This window comes from Pseudomonas sp., from assembly GCF_051660785.1.
GTDB lineage: Bacteria > Pseudomonadota > Gammaproteobacteria > Pseudomonadales > Pseudomonadaceae > Aquipseudomonas.
The window spans coordinates 50,690-73,185 of the sequence record NZ_JBOFQE010000054.1; the positions used below are offsets into that span (position 1 = coordinate 50,690).

17 protein-coding genes are annotated in these 22,496 nt (G+C 59.5%); 9 read left to right on the forward strand and 8 right to left on the reverse strand.

Features of this window, described 5'->3' with window-relative positions; genetic code table 11:
• Positions 1-23: 23 nt before the first annotated feature.
• The 3 genes from ACRC4F_RS12990 (at position 24) to ACRC4F_RS13000 (ending at position 4,544) form a co-directional block, all read left to right on the forward strand.
• Positions 24-2,897, forward strand: a complete 2,874-nt coding sequence (locus tag ACRC4F_RS12990) for an EAL domain-containing protein (RefSeq protein ID WP_438659657.1) — start codon at positions 24-26, stop codon at positions 2,895-2,897.
• Positions 2,898-3,228: 331 nt separating this feature from the next.
• Positions 3,229-4,095, forward strand: a complete 867-nt coding sequence (gene hexR / locus ACRC4F_RS12995) for a transcriptional regulator HexR (protein WP_008027445.1) — start codon at positions 3,229-3,231, stop codon at positions 4,093-4,095.
• A gap of 239 nt (positions 4,096-4,334) precedes the next feature.
• Positions 4,335-4,544 (forward strand): PA3496 family putative envelope integrity protein, encoded by a 210-nt coding sequence (locus tag ACRC4F_RS13000; protein ID WP_438659658.1) that lies wholly within the window; start codon positions 4,335-4,337, stop codon positions 4,542-4,544.
• Here the strand turns inward: ACRC4F_RS13000 and ACRC4F_RS13005 are convergent.
• The gene (locus tag ACRC4F_RS13005; protein ID WP_438659659.1) at positions 4,486-5,448 is read right to left on the reverse strand and encodes a LysR family transcriptional regulator; all 963 of its coding nucleotides are present in this window, start codon (positions 5,446-5,448) and stop codon (positions 4,486-4,488) included. The two genes, ACRC4F_RS13000 and ACRC4F_RS13005, sit on opposite strands and share 59 nt — an antisense overlap.
• Positions 5,449-5,638: 190 nt before the next feature.
• Here ACRC4F_RS13005 and ACRC4F_RS13010 point away from each other — a divergent pair, with 190 nt between their 5' ends.
• Both ACRC4F_RS13010 and oadA read left to right on the forward strand, forming a co-directional pair.
• The gene (locus tag ACRC4F_RS13010; protein WP_046030798.1) at positions 5,639-7,054 is read left to right on the forward strand and encodes an acetyl-CoA carboxylase biotin carboxylase subunit; all 1,416 of its coding nucleotides are present in this window, start codon (positions 5,639-5,641) and stop codon (positions 7,052-7,054) included.
• Between the two features lie 11 nt (positions 7,055-7,065).
• Positions 7,066-8,874 (forward strand): sodium-extruding oxaloacetate decarboxylase subunit alpha, encoded by a 1,809-nt coding sequence (oadA, locus tag ACRC4F_RS13015; RefSeq protein WP_438659660.1) that lies wholly within the window; start codon positions 7,066-7,068, stop codon positions 8,872-8,874.
• A 96-nt stretch (positions 8,875-8,970) separates the two neighbouring features.
• Here the strand turns inward: oadA and ACRC4F_RS13020 are convergent, their stop codons facing one another.
• A complete protein-coding gene (locus ACRC4F_RS13020; protein ID WP_438659661.1) occupies positions 8,971-11,184 on the reverse strand; it encodes an autotransporter outer membrane beta-barrel domain-containing protein in 2,214 nt (737 codons plus the stop codon).
• Between the two features lie 198 nt (positions 11,185-11,382).
• Positions 11,383-14,346 carry an autotransporter outer membrane beta-barrel domain-containing protein gene (locus ACRC4F_RS13025; RefSeq protein WP_438659662.1) on the reverse strand — a complete coding sequence of 988 codons (2,964 nt, stop codon included), beginning with the start codon at positions 14,344-14,346 and terminating at the stop codon, positions 11,383-11,385.
• A gap of 233 nt (positions 14,347-14,579) precedes the next feature.
• Here ACRC4F_RS13025 and ACRC4F_RS13030 point away from each other — a divergent pair, with 233 nt between their 5' ends.
• Positions 14,580-15,932: a HipA domain-containing protein gene (locus ACRC4F_RS13030; RefSeq protein ID WP_438659663.1), complete on the forward strand. Its 1,353-nt coding sequence runs from the start codon at positions 14,580-14,582 to the stop codon at positions 15,930-15,932.
• Positions 15,929-16,207 carry a helix-turn-helix domain-containing protein gene (locus ACRC4F_RS13035; protein WP_438659664.1) on the forward strand — a complete coding sequence of 93 codons (279 nt, stop codon included), beginning with the start codon at positions 15,929-15,931 and terminating at the stop codon, positions 16,205-16,207. Before ACRC4F_RS13030 ends, ACRC4F_RS13035 begins: the two co-directional genes overlap by 4 nt.
• A 77-nt stretch (positions 16,208-16,284) precedes the next feature.
• Here the strand turns inward: ACRC4F_RS13035 and ACRC4F_RS13040 are convergent, their stop codons facing one another.
• Positions 16,285-17,121 carry an amino acid ABC transporter permease gene (locus ACRC4F_RS13040; protein WP_438659665.1) on the reverse strand — a complete coding sequence of 279 codons (837 nt, stop codon included), beginning with the start codon at positions 17,119-17,121 and terminating at the stop codon, positions 16,285-16,287.
• A complete protein-coding gene (locus ACRC4F_RS13045) occupies positions 17,118-17,939 on the reverse strand; it encodes an ABC transporter substrate-binding protein (protein ID WP_438659666.1) in 822 nt (273 codons plus the stop codon). Before ACRC4F_RS13045 ends, ACRC4F_RS13040 begins: the two co-directional genes overlap by 4 nt.
• Positions 17,940-18,050: 111 nt before the next feature.
• On the opposite strand from ACRC4F_RS13045, the gene ACRC4F_RS13050 reads away from it, so the two are divergent.
• Positions 18,051-18,950 (forward strand): homocysteine S-methyltransferase family protein, encoded by a 900-nt coding sequence (locus tag ACRC4F_RS13050; protein WP_438659667.1) that lies wholly within the window; start codon positions 18,051-18,053, stop codon positions 18,948-18,950.
• A 117-nt stretch (positions 18,951-19,067) separates the two neighbouring features.
• Here ACRC4F_RS13050 and ACRC4F_RS13055 read toward each other — a convergent pair whose 3' ends face one another.
• Genes ACRC4F_RS13055 through ACRC4F_RS13065 form a run of 3 tightly spaced genes read right to left on the reverse strand, consistent with a single transcriptional unit; the run spans position 19,068 to position 20,836 of the window.
• The gene (locus ACRC4F_RS13055; RefSeq protein WP_438659668.1) at positions 19,068-19,739 is read right to left on the reverse strand and encodes a GNAT family N-acetyltransferase; all 672 of its coding nucleotides are present in this window, start codon (positions 19,737-19,739) and stop codon (positions 19,068-19,070) included.
• A gap of 17 nt (positions 19,740-19,756) precedes the next feature.
• On the reverse strand, positions 19,757-20,203 hold the full coding sequence (locus tag ACRC4F_RS13060) for a GNAT family N-acetyltransferase (RefSeq protein ID WP_438659669.1): 447 nt from the start codon (positions 20,201-20,203) through the stop codon (positions 19,757-19,759).
• 9 nt (positions 20,204-20,212) lie between these two features.
• The gene (locus tag ACRC4F_RS13065) at positions 20,213-20,836 is read right to left on the reverse strand and encodes an FMN-binding negative transcriptional regulator (protein ID WP_438659670.1); all 624 of its coding nucleotides are present in this window, start codon (positions 20,834-20,836) and stop codon (positions 20,213-20,215) included.
• 90 nt (positions 20,837-20,926) lie between these two features.
• Between ACRC4F_RS13065 and ACRC4F_RS13070 the strand changes: the two genes are divergently transcribed.
• Positions 20,927-22,477: a PLP-dependent aminotransferase family protein gene (locus tag ACRC4F_RS13070; protein WP_438659671.1), complete on the forward strand. Its 1,551-nt coding sequence runs from the start codon at positions 20,927-20,929 to the stop codon at positions 22,475-22,477.
• Positions 22,478-22,496: the final 19 nt, after the last annotated feature.

A 22,496-nucleotide genomic window follows, 5' to 3' on the forward strand; every position in this document is an offset into this window, starting at 1 on the left:
TTATAAGAACAAGAACATTGCCTATGACCCTCAGCTCCGACCTGTCGGGCCCCTCTGTGGAGCCTCGGGTTATCCGTAAACAGTACGCCATGGAAATGGCGGTCGAGCGCACGCGTCTGCTTTATCAGGGCTCGCTGCTGCCGACACTGTTCATGCTGATCAACGGTCTGGTCTGCGCCGGCTTGCTCTGGAGTCCGCAGCGCTACTTCATCGTCAGCATTTGGCTGATCTGGCTGTTGTCGCTGGTGGCCTTGCGGGTGATTCAAGTCGCGGCCTTCGATTCGGCCATTCCTGACCGCCAGGCCCATCCGGTCTGGCGTCGCATGTTCCTGCTGGGCTCTGCCATGACGGGCCTGACCCTGGCCGGTGCCGGCATCGCCCTGGTCCCCGCCGACAATTTCATGCAACAAGCCTGGGTGTTCGGCCTGATCGGCGCCGCCGCCCTGTCGGCGAGTGTTGCGTACGCGGTCAGCCTGCCGGCGTTCCTGTCCTTTACCTTGCCCTGCCTGTTACCGGCTATCGCTTATCTATTCTGGGGCGGTGATGAACAAGGCCAGGGTTGGGGCTGGTTCGGGCTGATTTTGTTGGGCGCGTTAAGCGTGGTGGCCTGGCAGGTCAATCGGCTGATCGACAGCGGCTTGCTGCGGCGCTTTCAGAATCAGGCCCTGATCGAACACTTGCAGCAGGCGCAGACTTGCAGCGACCAACTCAATCACGAATTGGCCAAAGAGATTGATCACCGTCGGTGCGCCGAAGAAAAATTGCGTGAAGCCCAGGTCGATCTGGAAGACCGTGTTGCCCAGCGCAGCCTTGAGCTGGATGCGGCCAACCAGGCCCTGAGCAAGAGCGAAGCGCGGCTGGCGCTGGCGTTGAAGGCCAGTGAGCTCGGGCTGTGGGACTGGAACCTGCAAACCGACGAAGTCCATCACACTCAGCTTCAGGAGTTGTTCGGTCTTGAGCCGGAATTCGTGACCGCGATGCTCAGCCACCTCAAGCCGCGTCTTCATCCCGAAGACTTGCCGTCCCTGCGCCGTGCCCTGGTCGAGCATTTGAAGGGCCGCAGCGAGGATTACCAGATCGAATACCGCGTGCGGCATGGCGACGGTCATTGGGTCTGGATCGAAGACCGTGGGCGAGCGGTCGAGCGCAGCGAAAATGGCCGGGTGATCCGCATGGTCGGCACCCGCCGCGACATCAGCGCAAGCAAGGGCCAGGAAGAACAGCGCCAACTCGCAGCGACGGTGTTCGAGGCGGCCAGCGAAGGTATCGTGATATTCGACCCGAATTACGCGCTGATCGCGGTCAATCAGGCGTTCAGCCGCGTCACCGGTTACGACATTGAAGACATGCTCGGGCGTAACGTCGTCGAGTTGCCATGCAGCCGCGACGCGCGCCGGCACTACGGAGCGATTCATCAAGCGCTGGAGCAGCACGGCACCTGGCAGGGCGAGCTGGTGGAAACCCGCAAGAACGGCGAGCTCTATCCGCAGTGGCTGCAACTCAACGCTGTTCGAGATGTTCGGGGAAATGTGAGCCATATCGTCGGCTTCTTCGCCGATCTGTCTGCGCGACGTGAATCCGAAGAGCGTATGCGCTACCTGACCCACTATGATGAACTCACCGGCCTGGCCAATCGTTCGCTGTTCCGCGAGCGGCTGCGCGAGGCTCATCAGCGGGTGCGTCAGGGTGGGCGTCGCAGCCTGGCCTTGCTGCATATCAACCTGGATCGTTTCAAGCTGCTCAATGACAGCCTTGGCCATGAAGTCGCCGACCAGTTGCTGCAAAAAATGGCCCGGCGGCTGGTCAACGCACTGCCCGAGGCAGACACCATCGCGCGGCTTTCCGGTGATGAATTTGCGGTGATCTTCGATGCCTACGGCAACCTGTCGAGCCTTGCGCGAGTGGCGACCCGATTGTCGACCAAGCTGCGTTTGCCGGTTACTGTCGATGGCCATGAACTGGTGGTCAGCGCCTCCATGGGCATCAGCATGTTGCCGGACACCGCCCGGGAAATATCCGCGCTGGTCAGCCAGTCGAACATTGCCATGCAGCACGCCAAACACTTGGGCGGCGACAATTTCCAGTTCTACACCGAAAGCCTGCAAGCCAGCACCCTTGAACGCTTGCAGCTTGAGAATCAGCTGCGCAAAGCCATCGAAGAGAAGCAGCTGCAAGTCTATTACCAACCCAAACTCTGCCTCGCGACCGGTCGCCTGAACGCTGCCGAAGCCCTGGTGCGTTGGGATCATCCGATCATGGGCCGCGTGCCGCCGGGGGACTTTATCGGCCTGGCCGAGGAAACCGGCTTGATCGGTCCGATTGGCGAGTTCGTGTTGCGCCAAGCCTGTTGGCAGGCCTGTGAATGGCAACGGCAGGGACTTGAGCCCATTCGCGTGTCGGTCAATTTATCGGTGCATCAATTGCGCCAGGGCAAATTGGTCAGCCTGGTGCGGCAGGTGCTGGAAGAAACCGGCCTGGCGCCGCACTACCTGGAACTCGAACTTACCGAAAGCCAGTTGCTGGACAGCGTCGAGCACATCATTGCGACCTTCCAGCAGTTGCGGGATCTGGGCGTGAAGCTGGCGATCGATGATTTCGGCACGGGTTATTCGTCCCTGAGCTATCTCAAGCGCATTCCCGTGGATTACGTGAAGATCGATCAGGCGTTTATTCGTGGCCTGGGGCAGGGGAGTGAGGATGCTGCGATCACCCGGGCGATCATCGCCATGGCGCACGGCTTGTCGCTGAAAGTGGTGGCTGAAGGTGTGGAACGGCCGGAGCAGCTGGAATTTCTGAAAGCCGAGCGCTGCGATGAAGTGCAGGGTTACCTGATCAGCCGCCCAGTCGAGGCCGATGACCTCGCCGCACTCCTGCAACACGACGCAAAACCCCTGTAGCAGCTGCCTTGTGGCGAGGGGATTTAGCGAAACGTCGCACCGCCCCGTTCGGCTGCGAAGCAGTCGCAGAACCTGAACGCACGGTCTATCTGATGCACCGCGTTGTCTGAATTCACGACTGCTTCGCAGCCGAACGGGGCGGTGCGACGTTTCGCTAAATCCCCTCGCCACAACGCCAGCTGCTACAAGGGCTGCAGTGCTACATCAAGCGCATGTGGCGTGAAATGGGGACATCGAGTTACGCATTGAGCAGGCAAAAAGCCGATTCATGTAGTATAACTACAAGCTTGCTACATCCCCGGCGCCTGCCAATAACAAAGAGTCCAGCCCTTTGAATCTGCTGCAACACATCGCCCAGTCACGCCACCTCTTACGCAAGTCGGAGCTCAAGGTCGCCGACCACGTGCTGCTTGATCCGGCGGCGGTGATGCACAGCTCCATGGCCGACCTGGCCCATAGCGTGGGCATCAGCGAGCCGACCATCGTGCGCTTCTGCCGCGCCATCGGTTGCTCCGGTTTCCAGGACTTGAAACTGAAGCTGGCGCAAAGCCTGGCGGCTGGCGCGAGCTTTGGTCAGTTTGCGATCCATGAAGACGATTCGGTCGCCGACTACAGCCTGAAAATCTTCGACACCACCCTGCACACCCTGATGGAAGTTCGCGAGAAGCTCGATCCGGTGGAGTTGCAGCGGGCCGTGTCGCTGATGTCCCAGGCCCAGCGCGTCGAGTTCTACGGCTTTGGCGCATCGGGCGCGGTGGCGGCGGATGCCCAGCACAAGTTCTTCCGTTTGCTGCTCACGGCGGCGGCTTATTCCGACCCGCATATGCAGGCGATGTCGGCAGTCACGTTGAAACCGACCGATGTGGCGATCTGCATTTCCCAGTCCGGGCGCTCCAAGGATTTGCTGATCACGGCGAATCTGGTGCGCGAAAGCGGCGCCTCGTTGATCACTCTGTGCCCGAGCCAGACGCCGTTGGCTGAGCTGTCGACCGTCAACCTGGCGATCGATGTGCACGAAGACACGGAAATCTATACCCCGCTGACTTCGCGTATCGCTCACCTTGTGGTGATCGACGTGTTGGCGATGGGCGTGGCCATGGCGCGCGGGCCGAGTCTGGTCAACCACCTCAAGAGCGTCAAACGCAGCCTGCGCAGCTTGCGGCTGTCGCCCAAGTCGGTGAAAGCCCTGGACGACTGATTCAAGCGACACGGAACCTGTGGCGAGGGGATTTATCCCCGTTGGGCTGCGAAGCGGCCCCAAACCTGCAACCGCGGTGTATCAGGCACACCGCATTCACTGGTTTTACGACTGCTGCGCAGCCGAACGGGGATAAATCCCCTCGCCACAACATTCATCTCCCTGTAACGCACAAGCCGCCAAACCGTCATCCCGCGCGCCTATCTTGAAACTCCCGTAATCGCCTTGGGAGACTCGAAATGGCCCAGCCCTACGAAGAACGCAACAGCGCCGCCAAAACCCGTCGTCAGCAAGAAGATCAGCGCCGCATGGAGTTTCGCCGCGCCATTGAAGATCGCTGCGAACGCCGCCAACTGCTGGCCGAGATCGGTGATTTCCCCGAGCTGGAACTCAACTACTGGCAGGCAGCTCCCGCAACTTCCCGTCGAAACGCTCAACCAGCGCGCTGATCTGCACCCGCTCGCTGCGGATAAACGCAAGGAACGCGTGTGCCACCGGTGACAGCCGTTTCGCCTTGGCCTGCACCAGGCACCAGCTGCGATACAGAGGCAGTTCTTCGACCGGTAACTCGATCAGTCCGCCGGTCGCCAACTCAAGGTTCAGGGCGTGGCGCGTCAACAGCGCGACGCCCAGACCCGCCAGCACACATTCACGCTGGGCTTCGGCCGATGCAACCTCCTGAGTCTGGTTGAAGTGCACGCGCTTCTCTTTGAAGTACTCCTCGCATGCCAATCGCGTTCCCGAACCGGGTTCGCGCAACAGCAAGGTGTAAGGCTCGAGGTCTTGCAGGCGCAGCGGTCCCATGTGGCACAGCGGATGATCCGGAGGCGCCACGGCCACGATCGGATTGTTGAGGAACGGCAGAAACTCCAGCCCCATGTCCTGCGGCACCATCGACATGATCACCAGATCGTCGCGGTTATCATACAGACGTCGAATCACCTGCCCGCGGTTGACCACCGTCAGTTGCAGATTCACTTCCGGATGCTGGCGCTTGAACGCGGCAAACAGATGCGGCACGAAATACTTGGCGCTGGATTCCACTGCCAGTTTCAGCTGGCCCTGCAACGATCCCTGCATGTCCGAAAGCTGCATATCGAGGTTTTCCAGGCGCCCGAAAATGTCCCGGCTGGCACGCTGAAGTGCTTCGGCGGCCTCGGTCATGTAGAGTTTTTTGCCGACGTAATCGAACAACGGCTGACCAATCAGCTCCTCAAGTTGACGAATCTGCAGGCTCACGGCAGGTTGTGTGAGCGACATTTCATCGGCCGCACGGCTGTAGGATCGCAAATCACAGACCTCATTGAAGATCTGCAATTGACGCAATGTCATACGCATCAATGACTTACGCATTTTATAAGCACTCTCACCACAGGCTGATAAATCAACTATAAGTCTTTACTTATGGCTAACCCAATTATTAATCATTTTTGTTAATCCCTTGTGGGGGCTAGTGTGGGGCTGCGACTAAATCGAAACATTTAGTCACGCGTCGACCTGGTCTAGCAGGTCGTGGGTACCACCGGCTCAAGGGAACCTCCAAGTGATAAAAAAGATCCTGATCGCCAACCGTGGTGAGATTGCCGTACGAATCGTGCGTGCCTGCGCCGAGATGGGCATTCGCTCGGTCGCGATCTATTCCGACGCCGACCGCCATGCCTTGCATGTGAAGCGCGCGGACGAGGCCCACAGCATCGGTGCCGAGCCACTGGCCGGTTACCTGAATGCGCGCAAGCTGGTGAATCTGGCCGTGGAAACCGGTTGTGATGCGTTGCATCCCGGCTACGGATTCCTGTCGGAAAACGCCGAGCTGGCAGATATTTGCGCTGAACGCGGCATCAAATTCATTGGTCCATCGGCTGAAGTTATTCGCCGCATGGGCGACAAGACCGAAGCCCGTCGCAGCATGATCAAGGCTGGCGTGCCGGTCACGCCAGGCACCGAAGGCAACGTCGCGGACATCGCCGAAGCGTTGGTCGAAGGTGATCGCATCGGTTATCCGGTCATGCTCAAGGCAACCTCCGGTGGTGGTGGTCGTGGCATCCGTCGCTGCGACAGCCGTGAAGAACTCGAACAAGCCTTCCCGCGGGTCATTTCCGAAGCCACCAAGGCTTTCGGTTCGGCGGAAGTGTTCCTGGAAAAATGCATCGTCAATCCGAAACATATCGAAGCGCAGATCCTCGGCGACAGCTTTGGCAACGTCGTGCATCTGTTCGAGCGTGACTGCTCGATCCAGCGCCGCAACCAGAAGCTCATCGAAATCGCTCCTAGCCCGCAACTGACCCCGGAACAACGCGCCTACATCGGCGACCTGTCGGTGCGTGCAGCCAAGGCTGTGGGTTACGAGAACGCCGGCACCGTGGAGTTCCTGCTCGCCGAGGGCGAGGTTTACTTCATGGAAATGAACACCCGGGTGCAGGTGGAACACACCATCACCGAAGAAATCACCGGCATCGACATTGTCCGTGAGCAGATCCGCATTGCATCCGGCCTGCCGCTTTCGGTGAAACAGGAAGACATCCAGCACCGCGGTTTCGCGCTGCAATTCCGGATCAACGCCGAAGACCCGAAAAACAACTTCCTGCCGAGCTTCGGCAAGATCACCCGTTACTACGCACCCGGCGGTCCCGGCGTTCGTACCGACACGGCGATCTACACCGGTTACACCATTCCGCCATTCTACGATTCCATGTGCCTGAAACTGGTGGTGTGGGCGCTGACCTGGGAAGAAGCGATGGACCGTGGCTTGCGCGCCCTCGACGACATGCGTCTGCAAGGGGTCAAGACCACCGCCGCGTACTATCAGGAAATCCTGCGTAACCCGGAATTCCGTAGCGGCCAGTTCAACACCAGCTTCGTTGAAAGCCACCCTGAACTGACCAACTACTCGATCAAGCGCAAACCCGAAGAGCTGGCCCTGGCCATCGCCGCCGCCATCGCCGCCCACGCAGGCCTGTGAGGAATAAAACAATGTCCAAGAAAATCCACGTTACCGACACGATCCTGCGCGACGCCCACCAATCGCTGCTCGCGACCCGCATGCGCACCGAAGACATGCTGCCGATCTGCGACAAGCTCGACAAAGTCGGCTACTGGTCGCTGGAATGCTGGGGCGGCGCGACCTTCGACGCCTGCGTACGCTTCCTGAAAGAAGACCCGTGGGAGCGTCTGCGCCAACTGCGCGCCGCACTGCCTAACACGCGCCTGCAAATGCTTTTGCGTGGCCAGAACCTGCTGGGCTACCGCCACTACAGCGACGACGTGGTCAGAGCGTTCGTCGCCAAGGCTGCGGTCAACGGCATCGATGTGTTCCGCATCTTCGATGCGATGAACGACGTGCGTAACCTGCGCGTCGCCATCGAGGCCGTAAAAGCGGCCGGCAAACACGCCCAAGGCACCATCGCGTACACCACCAGCCCGGTGCATACCATCGATGCGTTCGTGGCCCAGGCCAAACAAATGGAAGCCATGGGTTGCGACTCGGTGGCAATCAAGGACATGGCCGGCTTGCTGACCCCGTACGCCACTGGCGAACTGGTCAAGGCGTTGAAATCCGAGCAGTCGCTGCCGGTCTTCATCCACTCCCACGACACCGCTGGCCTGGCCACGATGTGCCAACTCAAGGCCATCGAAAACGGTGCAGATCACATCGACACCGCGATCTCCAGCTTCGCCTCGGGCACCAGCCACCCAGGCACCGAGTCGATGGTTGCTGCCCTTAAAGGCAGCGAGTTCGACACCGGCCTGAACCTGGAACTGCTGCAAGAGATCGGCCTGTACTTCTATGCCGTGCGCAAGAAATATCACCAGTTCGAAAGCGAATTCACCGCCGTCGACACCCGTGTGCAAGTCAACCAGGTACCGGGCGGAATGATCTCCAATCTGGCCAACCAGTTGAAAGAGCAGGGCGCCCTGAACCGCATGAGCGAAGTGCTGGCCGAAATCCCGCGGGTTCGTGAAGACCTCGGCTTCCCGCCGCTGGTGACCCCGACCTCGCAAATCGTCGGCACCCAGGCGTTCTTCAACGTGCTGGCCGGCGAGCGCTACAAGACCATCACCAACGAAGTGAAGCTCTACCTGCAAGGCGGCTACGGCAAGGCGCCGGGCACCGTGAACGAAAAACTGCGTCGCCAGGCGATCGGCAGCGAAGAAGTGATCGACGTGCGTCCGGCCGATCTGCTCAAGCCGGAAATGACCAAGCTGCGTGCCGAAATCGGCACTGTGGCCAAGTCTGAAGAAGACGTGCTGACCTACGCCATGTTCCCGGACATCGGCCGCAAATTCCTCGAAGAACGCGCTGCCGGCACGCTGACCCCAGAAGTGTTGCTGCCGATTCCCGAGGCAGGTGGTGTGGCCTCGGCCGGTGGCGAAGGCGTGCCGACCGAGTTCGTCATCGACGTCCACGGTGAAACCTACCGCGTCGACATCACCGGTGTCGGCGTCAAGGCGGAAGGCAAGCGACACTTCTACCTGTCCATCGACGGCATGCCGGAAGAGGTGGTGTTCGAACCGCTCAACGAATTCGTCAGCGGCGGCAGCAGCAAGCGCAAGCAAGCCACGGCTCCCGGCCACGTCAGCACCACCATGCCGGGCAACATCGTCGACGTGCTGGTCAAGGAAGGCGACACCGTGAAAGCCGGGCAAGCCGTGCTGATCACCGAAGCGATGAAGATGGAAACCGAAGTCCAGGCAGCCATCGCCGGCAAAGTCACCGCCATCCACGTGGCCAAGGGCGACCGGGTGAATCCGGGCGAAATCCTGATTGAGATCGAAGGCTGAATTAACAGCCTCGATACACCGCTTTAAACCTCGGGGGGGCATGTGCTCCCCTTTTTTTTCGCCCGGAGTTTCGCGTTGGGGTTATTCAGTCTTGGATCAGAACGCCATCCGCCACTGACCCGTTACACCATGATTGCGGCTGTCAGTGCCGATCTCGCCATTGAGGCCGACACCCAACGTATGTTTCGCTGACAAACCCAGGTCGAACCCGGCATCGATCAGCAGGCTGTCGCGATCCAGCGGCGCACCGGAAACGGTGAAGTTTTTCCCTCCCGTTGCCAATCGCTGACGGGTGTCGCTGTAGATATCCCCGTAGGTGTGTTTCCAGCCAGCGCTGAACCGCGGCGTCAGTCGCATGCCGTTATCCAGCGTATTGATCTTCGCCAGTCGTAGGCCGAACGTGCTGTTCAGGTTGTTCTGGGTTTGGCCGTGGACTTTCAGTGCTGCCGCGCCACCTTTTTCCGTGTAGCCGTCGCGCTGATAGCGCTGGTAGCCAAGGCTGGCAAACGGTTCGATGCTGACATTGGCTCGCCCCAGGTTGTAACCGACTTCTGCGAAGGCCTGTTGGGTGCTGGCATCGTAATGACCCTCTGGGCGATCGCTGAAACCTTTGAAGGCAACCCGACGTTTAGTGCTGCCGTCGTGATTGCTGTAGGTCGCGCCCAGGCGCAGCGACATGGGGCCGTTTTGGCGCAGGGCATAGGCGCCGAGATGCCAGCTATCGAGAGCGCCGTCGAGTTCGCGGCTGTCCAGCCGAGTGTCTGACTTGCCGCCCATCACACCGATACGCCATTCCTCATCGACGCGCCAATCCGCCCCCAGAACAAGACCTTTGGTGGAAGTCTGCAGAGCGTCGTGGTCGCGATCCAGCGATCCGCCGTGTCCCAGGGCTTGCATCCAGACCCTGCCGTTTTCTTCGTTGCCTGCGGCGAGGCGGGGTGCGTTGGTTCGGTTGCCGGGTTTGTTGTAGCCGCTGGCGCTGTCCAATTGGCGCATGGCCGAGAGCAGGGTGGCGCTGACCGGGCTGTCACTGTTCAGGGTTGCCTTGGCGAGGTTGGCGTTGTTGCCACCGGCAAGTTGTTCAATCGCGTAGGAGGCGGTGACTTTGTCACTGCCGAGCAGGGCGGTGACGGCAACGTTTGTCGGGGTGTGTGGTTTTGTTGCTGTGGCGACGGGATGGGTCGCTATCGACGAAGTTGAGGCGGTGGCGGGTGTGTCGGCGGCTGCCGGTGGGTTCAGGGCTTCAGCGACTAGTGGGTTGTCGGATGCAGCCCGTGCCTGCGGTTCTTCAATGCTTTGCGCGAGTTCCTTTCCGTTATCGCTGATCGCGGCACTTTCAATGGGCACATTATTCCGGGTGATGATCAGATCAACTTTATTGTCTGCGTATTGGAGCCTGGGTGTTAAGAAGGCAAGGTTGTTGAAAACGTTTCCAAATTCACCTTCGACTTTATTGGCAACAAGAAGGGTGTTTTCGCTGATCAAGGGATAGTCACCGGGTGCTGCAACGATGTTCAGCGTGGCGCCACCAAGACTGGCCGTGCCATTGACGATTAACGCTTCACTTTTGCGACCGGCATCCACCTCGTAGGTCAGTTCGGCGGTATTCGAAAGCGTCAAGTCACCTGATACTTTCGGGGCACCGTGCATTTTGTCGACGGAGAACTTGCCGTTTACCTGTAGAGCACCGACTGAACCGTTGCCAGCAAATAAACCCTGTTCATCAATAACAACGTCACCTCGAATATCTCCCGAGTTTTTCAGGATGCCTCCTGATCGCACAGTCACGCCGCCGCCAATCTCGCCAGTGTTGACAAGAGTACCCTGGGCCAGCGCGCCTCCCGCGATATGCCCATCATTGATCAGCGTTGCTTTGGCGCGGATCAGGACACCGGTATTGAAGTCACCGGAACCATTCAAGGTCCAGGTACTTCGTTTGAGCTCCAAACCTTCGAAGCGATGACTTTTGCCTAACGTGCCGCCGTTCGAAGTGTCGAGCTGAATGAAGTTGGTCCCGCCACCACCGTCAATTGTTCCGGTGATTCTTCCGCGACCAGAGACTATGACCAGATCATTTCCATCACCAAGTTTTCGATCAATACCATCCGCTACCTTGCTGATCGGAATCTCGAGGGTGCCGGGATCAATGATGAATGCTTCGAGAGCCGCCAGGAGCTGATCCGGTGTTTCGACCGCAGGTGCGAGGGTATCGGCAGAGCTCTGTTGGGCAAGTGAGATTTCGGTACAACCGAGCGCAAGTGCAATGGCCAGCGCCAGATGTTGTGGGCGAAATTTGTGCTGAACGGGCATCGGGTTTGACCTCATTAAACAGGAGGTCAAACTCTAAAGAGAGCGCTGCTATGCCGATGTCAGCTGGTTCCGGCGCGTTCGCGGGCGGTGTCAGATAGTTGAGTAGAAAATAACCGCTCGCTTGATCGAGAGGATTTTTGGCCGTTCGATCGAAAGACCTTTCTTACAACTATTCAAGACGTTTCCGGCTATCGCAAATCAGAAACTCATCTGCCACTGCCCAATCACCCCATGATTGCGGCTGTTACTCCCGATCTCCCCGCTGTACCCAACCCCTACCGAATGCCGCGCCGAAATGCCCAGGTCCAGCCCGGCTTCCAGCACCAGGCTGTCGCGATCCAGCGAACTGCCATCAACACTGAACGCCGTGCCACCGACCACAAATGCCTGGCGCGTCGAGTTGCTGACATCGCCATACGTGTGCTTCCAGCCGGCGGTCATTCGCGGCGTCAGGCTCATGCCGTTCTCCAGCGAACTCAGGTGCGCCAGGCGCATGCCGAAGGTGCTGCTGAAGTTGTCCTGGGTTTGTTTGTCGACCTGAAGGGCTGCGGCGCCGCCTTTTTCCTGATAGCTGTCGCGGTGGTAACGCTGGTAGCCGAGGTTGGCAAACGGTTCGGCGTTGAGCCGACCGCTGCCCATCGCGTAACCCAGCTCGGCGAAGGCCTGTTGGCTGTCGGCGTCGTAATCGCCTTTTGGTCGGTCGCTGAAACCGTTGAAGGCGACGGTGCGTTTGCTTTCGCCTTGATGACCGCTGTAGGCGGCGCCGAGACGCAAAGCGAAAGCTCCACTTTGGCGCAAGGCATATAGGCCGGCGTGCCAGCTCTCGACGTTGCCATCGACCCCTGTGGCGTCCAGATCCGTTTTCGAATAGCCGCCGAGCACACCCAGTCGCCATTGCGGATCGAGCGCCCAGTCAGCCCCGAGTACGCTGCCCTTTGTGTGTTGTTCCAGACCGCTGCTGCCATGCTCGCCATCGAGCTTGCCGTAGCCGCCGATGGCTTGCAGCCAGAGTCGGCCCTGGGCATTCGGGTCGTTGAGGTTGCGGGCTTCGGACGGGACGCCGGTGGCGGCGAGCACCAGGGTGTCGCGCTGATCCAGGCCCACCAGCAATCCTGGACGGCTACCCATTTGCTGCATCGCCGACAGCATGCTGCCGCCAATCTGGCTGCTGGCGCCGAGGGTGGCGCTGGTCAGGTTGGCGTTGCTGGCGCCGGCGAGTTGTTCGATGGCAGCGCCAGCCGTGCTGCTGGAGGTGTTGAGCAGTGCGTTGTAGAGCGCGTTGTTTTTACTCATCGAAGCCAGGCTGTTGGCGGCGCTGTTGCCGTTGCCGGTGACCGCGAATTCGTTGAACGCGACATCGTTGCGCGTGTAGGTCAGGTCGACCTGGGTCGGGGTGTACGCGAGGGTCGGCGTGAGGAATGCGTAGTCGCTGGTAACTTTGCCGAAGGTGCCGTTGATACTCGCGGCTTGCAGCACGGTGTATTGGCTCTGCCACGGATAGGCACCGCTGCCGGGGTTCACCGCCAGGGTGGCGCCGTTCAGGTTGGCTATGCCGCCGACTTTGATCGGCGCGCTGCTGCCGTCGGCGTTGACGCCGTAGGCCAGGGTCGCGCCGCTGCCCATGGTCAAGTCATGGGCGATGGTCGCCGTGCCGAGTTGAGTGTTGGTCTGCAACGTCCCGTTGACCAGCAAGTTGCCGACCGAACCACCGCCGGCATACACACCGCCGGCGTCGACGGTCAGGTTACCGGCGATGCCACCCTGGTTGATCAGCGTCGCGCCGTTGCGCACCGCGCCGCCATCGCTGAAATCACCGCTGCCGGTCAGCGTCCAGGCGCCTTGCTCGACCTCCAGCCATTCGAAGTTACGACTCGCGCCAAAACTCCCGCCGGCTGCGTCGTCCATCACCACTCGGTCATAACCGCTGCCGCCGTCGACCACACCGACGAAGCGACTGCCGTTGCGCAAGGTCAGGCTGTCGTTGCCGCCGCCCAAATCCAGCGCCAGGCCGTTGCTGCTGCTGATGGTGCCGCCGTTGATCACGCTGTCGGCGAACTCACCGACGAACTTCACACCGAACCCGTCGAGGCCCTGAATGGTGCCGAAGTTTTCCAGCGTGGTCGCCGCCACGCCTGATCCGCCGCTGCCATCGTCCACCAGAATTGCACTGTTGGCGCCGCTGATCAGGGCTCCGTTGGCGTTCAACACATAGCCACCGCCCAGCGCGATGCCTTCACTGCCGTTGGCGAAACCACCCTTGTCGACACCGCCCGCGCCGACACCCTGAATGGTGCCGTAGTTTTCGATGTGGGCGAGCTTGTCGATGTCCACGCCATCGCCGTCGCCATTGGCTTGCAGGCCCGAATAGGCGCCGGTAATCGTGCCGTGGTTAATCACGGTGCCGTCGCCATCGGAGCCAAAGCCCGAACCGTTGCGACCAGTGATCTGACCGTAGTTGGTCAGTGTCGCACCGAGGTCGGTGGTGATGCCGTGGCGGCCGCCGGAAATGCTGCCGTAGTTGGTCACCGTCACGCCGGTCGCGGTGTCGATGTCGATACCGTCGAACTTGTCGTCGGCGCTGCGAGAGTCGCCGGTAGAGATCTCGCCATGGTTGGTGATCGTCGCGTTGGCGCCAGTCTTCATGCCATCGCTGGCATCCCCGCGAATCAATCCGCCCGCGCGATTGATGATCGTCGTTTTGACCCCGGCACTGCGCAGCGCATCCAGATCCAGACCCTGGCCGGTGGTTGAGCGGATGACGCCGCTGTTGTCGATTAGCAGACTGCCGCTGGCGAAGTTGCTGTCGATGCGCAACGCGTCGTTGAAGCCAAGGATCTGCCCGCCCGCACGGTTATAAATGCTGTAGTTGCGGGCTTGGGTCAGGTCGCCACTGCTGTCGATTGCCCGGCCTCCGGTCGAGATGATCTTGCCCGAGTTATCGATCACCACCCCCACGCCGCTGGTGCTGTCTTTGAGGCTGACAGTCTTGCCGGCATTGGTGATGCTGCCCGGCGCCGAGATCGTCAGCGTGTCGGCACCGCCGAGGGTTTGTGCTGTGGTGGTGGCGGTGTCGATTTGCACATTTTTGAACGGGGCGGCGTGGGCACCTGTACTGATCAATAACGCGATGCTGAATGCCAGGCGCTGGGGAGAGAAGGGCATGTGAGACGGCCTTTTTGTTATAAGCGGGCCGTCTTGTATAGCGGAGGGTTTTTACAGAATGATGTCTGCGCATCACCGGTATCTGCATTATTTTGCATTTTCAAACGACTAACAGTTCTGCATCTGCATTTTAATGCGTTCAATCGAATGCCTAGGGTATTCCAAATGCACTATATTGCACTCAGGGCTTAAAAAATTCCCCAAGTGTGCATTTAGATGCAGGTGGCGATGGCATGTACAACCTGACTTTACAGATTTTCATTACAGGGAAATGGCACGACGCCATGGTCTTGAGCTTCGACAGTCCTGAAAAAGGATTCGAAAGCCGATGCAACTTCGGCTACGCAACACCTTATCTCGTCGAAAATATTGAGGACATTGGAGCTCCATTTGCCAAGGCCGTGAGTGCCAGGTTTCCCTTGGAATGGGAGGGCAAGCGATCCAATGCACCAGCATTTCTTCACGACATTGCACCCGCCGGTGCCGCCAAGAAATTTCTGCTGACACACGTAGGTCGCGACAAGCCTGCTGACGTCAGTGCCGACCTCTATTTACTGGCCGAAAGCACTCCTGCACCGATCGGCAATATGCGCATTAAGGAATCCGCCGAGGCGGTAGATCAGCGCGAGCCTATAGGGTTTAAACGCCAAGACGTCATTAGTCGTGATAACCGGTTTCTCGAATATGCCTATGAGCAAGGCGCCGCTATTGGTGGGGCAACGGGGGCGGGTGGCGAGGCGCCCAAACTTTTGTTAGCTCAGGGTAAGGATGGAAATTTATACCCCGACGCAGTATTGGACGACGCAGACGTTACCCAACACTGGTTCGTGAAGTTCTCTCGCAACAAAGGAAACAGGAACGATCAGGACATCCTCAGAAGCGAGTACCACTACTACAAGGCACTGCAAAAACTAGGTATCGAAACGGTGGCAGAAGAGGGTCTGGCCTTGGAAGAGGCGTCCAAACCCAGCTTGTGGATGCAGCGTTTTGATCGACAAGTGACCTCTCAGGGGGTCGAGCGTTTTGCCGTGGAGTCGATCTACTCTCTGGCGCAAGTAACCACGCCCGGTAGCGCAATGGACCACATGGAGGTTATCCGGCTACTTGCGAGACTCTGGCGTGATGCAGGGCAGACGGACCAGATCCCGAATCTTGTTGCTGACTATCTGCGTCGGGATCTGCTCAACAAAATTCTCGGAAACTCAGATAACCATGGCCGCAACACCGCAATCATCCGCGATACAGACTCATTTCGTCTGGCTCCGATTTATGATCTGGCGCCTATGGTGATGGATGACGAAGGCGTAACACGCACCACCAAGTGGCCAAAAGAATTGGAAAGAGCGGGTGACGTTGATTGGCGCGGCGTATGCCGAGCATTGGCGGACATTGCCGATCCGAAGGATCCATTGGCCGCATTGAATGACGCACAGGGGGCTTTCGAGCGATTGCGTGAGGACGCCAAGCATCTGGCAGCACTCCCCGACATTTTGACCGCCAGTGGCTTGCCTGACGCGACAATGAATCACCCGCGAGTCACCTTGAAAAATCTGGAGCAGCGTTTGAAAGAGTGGGACCTGAAATGAGCATGACTGTTGCCGAGCGTACTGTGCTCATCGAAAGCATCCAGAAAGCGCTGGCCCAAGGCACTCTTGAGATAAGCGAGGCGGTTCGCCGATTACGAGTAGAGGTCACAGGCCTGCACCAGACCCAATTCGCAAAAATGTGCAAAATCTCGGTGCGCACGCTGGTGCATATCGAGCACGGAGAAGGAAACCAGACGCTGAAATCATTGAATGCAGTGTTCAGACCGTTTGGATTGAAGATGGGCGTAGTTCGGATTCGGCGCGACTTGACCTGATACTGCACCGCGCACAGGCGCCCCCTTTTAAGATGGCATCCAGGGATTGCTGCCATTCGGAGGCAGCGATCCTTAAATTAACTCCGACTCAAATACGCCTTTCCATAATGCCGCTCCATCCTGGCCTGAATCAGCTCCAGCCCGATCGACATCACCCAGTAAATAATCGCCGCCGTCGTCAGCATCTCGATATACCGATAGCTCGACCGCCCGTACGACTGCGCCAGGAACATCACTTCCCAAACCCCCATCACCGAGATCAGCGACGAGTCCTTGAGCATCGAGATGAACTGGTTGGTGGTCGGCGGGATGATGGTGCGCATGGCCTGGGGCAGGGTGACGCGCCAGAAGATCACGGTTTCGCGCATGCCCAGTGCCAGAGAGGCTTCGCGTTGTCCATGGGCGACGCCGAGGATGCCGGCGCGGAAGATTTCGCTGAGGTAGGCGCCGTAGTTCAGTGACAGGGCGATGATGCCAGCGGTGACTGCGCCGGGCACGACGCCCAGCTGCGGCAGGCCGAGGTAGATCAGCAGGATCTGGATCAGCAGCGGTGTGCCGCGAAAGAATGAGGCGTAGAAACTGGCGATGCCGAAGGCCACGGCGCTTTTCGACAGCCGTGCCAGGGCGGTGATGAAACCCAGCAGCGACGACGTGACGATGGAGGCCAGGCACAAGAACAGCGTCAGCGCCGCGCCTTGCAGGAAGCCGTTTGGCGCCAGGTGCAGGCCGATCAGGTTGGGCAGTTTGTCGAGGATGATCGAGAACTTCAGGTCGAAGCTCAGGAAGAAACTGGCGAACAATCCAAACATCGCCGCCCACGTCAGGTACAGCCGTGTGCGGAAACCGAAGAGGCGTTGCAGCCGCGACTCAGCCACCGGTTGCGGTGGCTGAGGAGGTGTCGGGAAAGAAGTCATTGGCTGATGTCGGCGCCGATCCATTTCTGCGAGAGCTTGCTCAGGGTGCCGTCCTGTTTCAGTTGCGCAAAGACCTCACGCACCTTGGCGTCCCACTGCGCGTCGCCTTTCTCGATGGCCACGGAGTTCGGCTCCGAGTACAGCGGCTCGCCGGCCAGCTTGAAGCGTTTGTCTTCGGTCAGGCGCGGTTGTGCGGTGACGAGGTTGGTGAGGATCGCATCCAGTCGCACACCGGCACCCAGACCCAGGTCCTGGAACGCCACGTTATCGGTGTCATACGGCGCGATCTGCACGTCCTCGAACGGGTACTGCAACTGGGTGTCTTCAGCGCCTTCGATTACCAGGTTTTTGTTCAGGTAACTTTCGTAGCTGGAGGCGCTGGTGAGGCCGACTTTCTTGCCGCTCAGGTCCTTGGCGCTGTGAATGCGATCATCCTTGGCATTGACCACGATCACGGCGGGCGAGGCGTAGTATTCGACCGGGAAATCGAAGACTTCGGCCCTTGCCTTGCTCGGCGTCATCGAGCAGACGCAGATGTCGTAACGGCCACTCCAGCGACCGGCGGCGATGACGTCCCAGGACGGCGTTTCCAGGCGCAGTTTGACACCCAGTTTGTCAGCCACGGCTTTAGCCACATCAACGTCAAACCCGTCGAGCTGGTTCTGTTCGTTGAGGAACGAGAACGGTGGATAGCTTTCCATCAACACGCCCACCAGTTCTTTCTTCTGCTCGATGCGGTCCAGTGTCGCTCCGCCAAAGGCTTGGGTGGAGGCAGCCAGAATCGTCAGGCCCAGGGCCAGGAGTGGTTGAAATTTCACAGTCGATCCCTGAAAAAAAGTGGTTGTTATTAACCGAATGGTGCGTATTAAATAGTTATAAGAACTACATTGGTAGTGAGTAATTTTCATAAGCATATGAGTGAAAAGCATATGAGCGCAGGAAGCACAGTGATTCTGGATGGCGGCATGGGCCGTGAGCTGCAGCGTGCAGGAGCGCCGTTCAGACAGCCCGAATGGTCGGCGCTGGCCTTGATTGAGGCACCGCAAGCGGTAGAGTCGGTGCATGCGGCTTATATCGACAGTGGCGCCAACGTGATTACCAGCAACAGTTACGCGGTGGTGCCGTTTCACATTGGCGAAGAGCGTTTTGCCGCTGAGGGCCAGGCCCTCGCAGCGCTGGCCGGTGAGTTGGCGCGACGGGCAGTGGACGCTTCGGGCAAGGCTGTGCGCGTGGCCGGTTCGTTGCCACCGTTGTTTGGCTCCTATCGTCCAGACCTGTTTGACGCTGCTCGGGTGACGGAATTGCTGACGCCGTTGGTCAAGGGGCTGGCGCCTCATGTCGACCTGTGGCTAGCCGAAACACAGAGCTCCATCGTCGAGGCGCGGGCGATTCAGGCTGGTCTGCCAAAGGACGGAAAGCCGTTCTGGCTGTCGTTTACCTTGAAGGATGAGGACACGGACGAAGTGCCGCGTTTGCGTTCGGGTGAGCCTGTAGCCGAGGCCGCTGCGGTGGCGGCTGAGCTGGGTGTCGAGGCGTTGCTGTTCAACTGCAGTCAGCCAGAAGTGATCGGCGCTGCAATTGATGCGGCGCGGGAAACCTTCGAGCGTTTGGGGGTGAAGATCTACATCGGCGCGTACGCCAATGCCTTCCCGCCACAGCCGAAAGAGGCCACGGCCAACGATGTTCTGGACCCGTTGCGTGAGGACCTCGATCCGCCGGGGTATCTGCAGTGGGCGGTGGACTGGAAAGAACGCGGCGCCAGTCATCTGGGCGGATGCTGCGGGATTGGGCCGGAGCATATTGCGGTGCTTGCCCAGAAACTTGCGTGAAGCCATTCGCGAGCAGGCTCGCTCCCACATTGAATCGCTGATCACACTAGTGTGAGCGACCCCAAACCCTGTGGGAGCGGGCTTGCCCGCGAAGGCGTCCGTCCAGGCGCCGAATAATTACCCGCGGTACTCAGCCAGGGTTTTCACCTGCCCCGATTCCGTCTGGTTTTCATCGGATAACCACCGCTCAAACCCAGCCCCGATCGCCGGCCATTCCGAATCCAGAATCGAGTACCACGCGGTATCCCGGTTCTGCCCCTTCACCACCATGTGCTGACGGAACACGCCTTCAAAACTGAACCCCAACCGCTCGGCCGCGTACTTGGAACGGGCGTTGCCGTTGTTGCACTTCCACTCCAGACGCCGGTAACCCAGCGCAAAGGATTCCTTGGCCAGCAAGTAAACCGCTTCGGTACTTTTCGGCGAACGTTGCATCGGCGCGCCGAAGGTCACGTGCCCGATTTCGATGCGTCCTTGCGCCGGGACGATCGACATCAGACTCAGGATGCCCTGCACCTCACCGCTGGAACGGTCGATCACGCTGAAGAAATACGGGTCGCTGTTGGCCGCATGGTTGTTCAGCCAATCATTGAAAGCGCTGCGTTCAGGGAAAGGACCGTACGGCAAATAGTCCCAGAGTTTCGGGTCGGAGCCGGGGCCCTGCAGGGCTTTCCACAAGCCATCGGCGTGACGCGCCGGGTCGAGTTTTTCCAGGCGAATGAAACGCCCCTCGATGATTTGAACCGATGGCGCCGGGACGCCTTTCCAGTCTGCGAGTGAAGTCGACATGCTGTTCTCCTTGAACCTTAAAGGGCTTTGCGAAACTGGATGAAACCGGGGCGTTCGGCGATGCGCTCGTAGAGCTGGATCGCGGTGGCGTTGGTTTCGTGGGTCAGCCAGTGGACCTTGCAGCAACCGTCCGCCTTGGCGGTGGCGTAGACGAATTCGATCAGCTTGCGGCCGACACCGGTGCCGCGAGTCTGCGGCGTTACCAACAAGTCTTGAAGGTAGCAGGAGTTTTCGATGCTCCAGTTCGAGCGATGGTAGATGAAGTTCACCATGCCGACGGCTTTGCCATCGACCCACGCCAACGCCGAATGAGTGGACTCATTGCGGTCGAGCATGCGCTGCCAGGTGCTGTCAGTGACAACCTCGGGCAATTCGGTGTTGTAGAAGCGCAGGTAGGCTTGCCACAGCGGCAGCCACGCTGCGTGATCGTCGGCGCTGACCTGGCGGATTTCAATCTGACTCATGTTCTTTCCTTAACGCATCAAGTGGGCGAGGGCCTGGTCGTGCACATTGGGGCTGGCGGCGAGCCCCTCGCGCACACCGGCGATGTCTGCGGTGCTGCGGTTCTGGCTGAGCTTGCGTTTGCCTTCCAGGTGCTGGATCGGCAGGGCGAATCCGATGATGGCCTTGAGCATGCCGTCGATGTAGTCGGCTGGCGCATCCGCAACTTTCCAGGGTTGATCACGACCGGCTTCATGACGCTCGGTCAAAGCGCTGACCAGGGCGAGCAGGCGATCGGCATCGGTGAACACCTCAGCGGTTCCGTAAGCGTGCACGGCGACGTAGTTCCACGTCGGTACGACTTTGCCGTGCTCGGCCTTGCTCGGGTAAAACCCCGGGCTGACGTAGGCGTCGGCACCGGCAAAAATCACCAGCGCTTCTGCGCCATCCTGCAGTTCCTTCCACTGGGGATTGCCCCGGGCGAAGTGACCGTAGAGGGTGCCATTCGGGCCCTGTTCAGGATTGAATAACAGCGGCAGATGACTGGCTTGCAGGCCTTGCTCGCCATGAGTGACCACCATGGCGAGGCGCGTATCGAGTATCTGCTGCTGCAGTTCAGACAAATCTTTGATGGCAAAGCCGCTGGGGTTGTACATAGAAATATTCCTTGGCGAATGCCTTCATCCTAGGCAGGCTATTGGTCTGTTGTAAGAGCCATTAATGACCAATTTCATAGGTCCATTGCCATGACCGACATGCCGCTTTCCCTGTCGTTCAACCCTGCCGGTATCGAACTCGACCGTCGCCAGGGCCTGAGTCGTCAGCTCTATCAGGCATTGCGCCTGCGAGTGCTCGACGGGCGACTGGCCAGCGGCACACGATTACCGGCGAGCCGGGATCTCGCAGCGGCGCTGGCGATTTCTCGTAATAGCGTGGTGCGCGCATACGATCAGCTCTATGCCGAAGGGTTTATTGAGGGGCGTGTCGGTGATGGGACTTACGTTGCGCTACTGCCTCAAGCCGCACTACCCGCCAAAAAATTATCCACAAAAGTATCCACAGGGTTGTCAACAGGGTTACCCACAGCCTTATCCACAAATTGGCTTGATTTGCCTGTGGTTTCATCCAGTAAAGTTATCCACAGCGGCGCGTTGGGGCGCGTGGAAAATAACCATTTGCCCACCCCGCCAAATGGCCCGCCGCGTGCCTTTCGGGTCGGTGTTCCGGCATTCGATCTGTTTCCTTTCGAGGTCTGGGCCAAGCTGAATGCGGCTTTCTGGCGCAAGCCGGATTTACAGCAGCTGTGTTATGGCGATCCGGCGGGCGACGAGCGTTTGCGGGGCATGATCGCCGCGTATTTACGCAGTTCGCGGGGAATGCAGTGCTCGGCTGAGCAAATAGTGATCACCAGCGGTGCGCAGCAGGGGATCAGCCTTTGTGCACAGCTGCTGGTGGAGCCGGGTGACGGGGTAGGGATTGAAAATCCCGGTTATCGGGCGGCAGGTCATGCGTTCGCCGTGGCCGGTGCGCGATTGCACGGCGTGGCGGTAGACAGTGAGGGCATCGACTGCAACGAATTGAATGGCCTCAGCGATTGTCGGCTGGCGTATGTCACGCCGTCGCATCAATACCCGACCGGCGTGGTGATGAGCCTGGCGCGACGCCTCGAATTGCTGGCCTGGGCCGAACGCACCCAAGGCTGGATCGTCGAGGACGACTACGACGGTGAATACCGTTACAGCGGCGCGCCGTTGGCCCCGTTGGCCGCACTCGACCGCCAGGGGCGGGTTTTGTACGTCGGGACCTTTGGCAAAGTCGCCTTCCCGGCGCTGCGCCTTGGTTATCTGGTCTTGCCACCGGCGTTGGTGCAGGCGTTTTCTCAGCGTCGAGCGGTGGACGTTCGGCATTCCGAGGTAAGCACTCAAGCGGTCATGGCCGAATTCATGGCCGCCGGGCATTTTCAGCGGCATATCCGTCGCATGCGCCGAGCGGCCCTGAGCCGACGCAATACCCTGCTGGCCGGCTGGCCGCAGAATATCCCGGGCATCGGCAGCCTGCCGAGTGTCGCGGCAGGGCTGCATCTGACGGTGGCGGTCGACTCACAGGTCCGAGAGCGGGAACTGATTGAGCACGCGGCCAGCGTCGATGTCGAGATCAATGCGCTGAGCAGCTATTGGTTGCCGGATACCGCAAAACCTGCGGACCAGCGCGCCGGGCTGGTCCTGGGTTTCGCGGCGGTGCCGGAGGCGGCGATTCGTGCAGCGCTCGAACGCCTGGAAAAAGTCTGGCGCCCCTGAATGGCCGAGACGTAGCGCC

Coding starts and splice junctions, on each gene's coding strand:
- ACRC4F_RS13070 (WP_438659671.1), top strand. CDS start 20,927: ATGACCGACATGCCGCTTTCCCTGTCGTTCAACCCTGCCGGTATCGAA.
- oadA (WP_438659660.1), top strand. CDS start 7,066: ATGTCCAAGAAAATCCACGTTACCGACACGATCCTGCGCGACGCCCAC.
- ACRC4F_RS13020 (WP_438659661.1), bottom strand. CDS start 11,184: ATGCCCGTTCAGCACAAATTTCGCCCACAACATCTGGCGCTGGCCATT.
- ACRC4F_RS13025 (WP_438659662.1), bottom strand. CDS start 14,346: ATGCCCTTCTCTCCCCAGCGCCTGGCATTCAGCATCGCGTTATTGATC.
- ACRC4F_RS13035 (WP_438659664.1), top strand. CDS start 15,929: ATGAGCATGACTGTTGCCGAGCGTACTGTGCTCATCGAAAGCATCCAG.
- ACRC4F_RS13030 (WP_438659663.1), top strand. CDS start 14,580: ATGTACAACCTGACTTTACAGATTTTCATTACAGGGAAATGGCACGAC.
- ACRC4F_RS13065 (WP_438659670.1), bottom strand. CDS start 20,836: ATGTACAACCCCAGCGGCTTTGCCATCAAAGATTTGTCTGAACTGCAG.
- ACRC4F_RS13000 (WP_438659658.1), top strand. CDS start 4,335: ATGGCCCAGCCCTACGAAGAACGCAACAGCGCCGCCAAAACCCGTCGT.
- ACRC4F_RS13040 (WP_438659665.1), bottom strand. CDS start 17,121: ATGACTTCTTTCCCGACACCTCCTCAGCCACCGCAACCGGTGGCTGAG.
- ACRC4F_RS12990 (WP_438659657.1), top strand. CDS start 24: ATGACCCTCAGCTCCGACCTGTCGGGCCCCTCTGTGGAGCCTCGGGTT.
- ACRC4F_RS13060 (WP_438659669.1), bottom strand. CDS start 20,203: ATGAGTCAGATTGAAATCCGCCAGGTCAGCGCCGACGATCACGCAGCG.
- ACRC4F_RS13050 (WP_438659667.1), top strand. CDS start 18,051: ATGAGCGCAGGAAGCACAGTGATTCTGGATGGCGGCATGGGCCGTGAG.
- ACRC4F_RS13055 (WP_438659668.1), bottom strand. CDS start 19,739: ATGTCGACTTCACTCGCAGACTGGAAAGGCGTCCCGGCGCCATCGGTT.
- ACRC4F_RS13005 (WP_438659659.1), bottom strand. CDS start 5,448: ATGCGTAAGTCATTGATGCGTATGACATTGCGTCAATTGCAGATCTTC.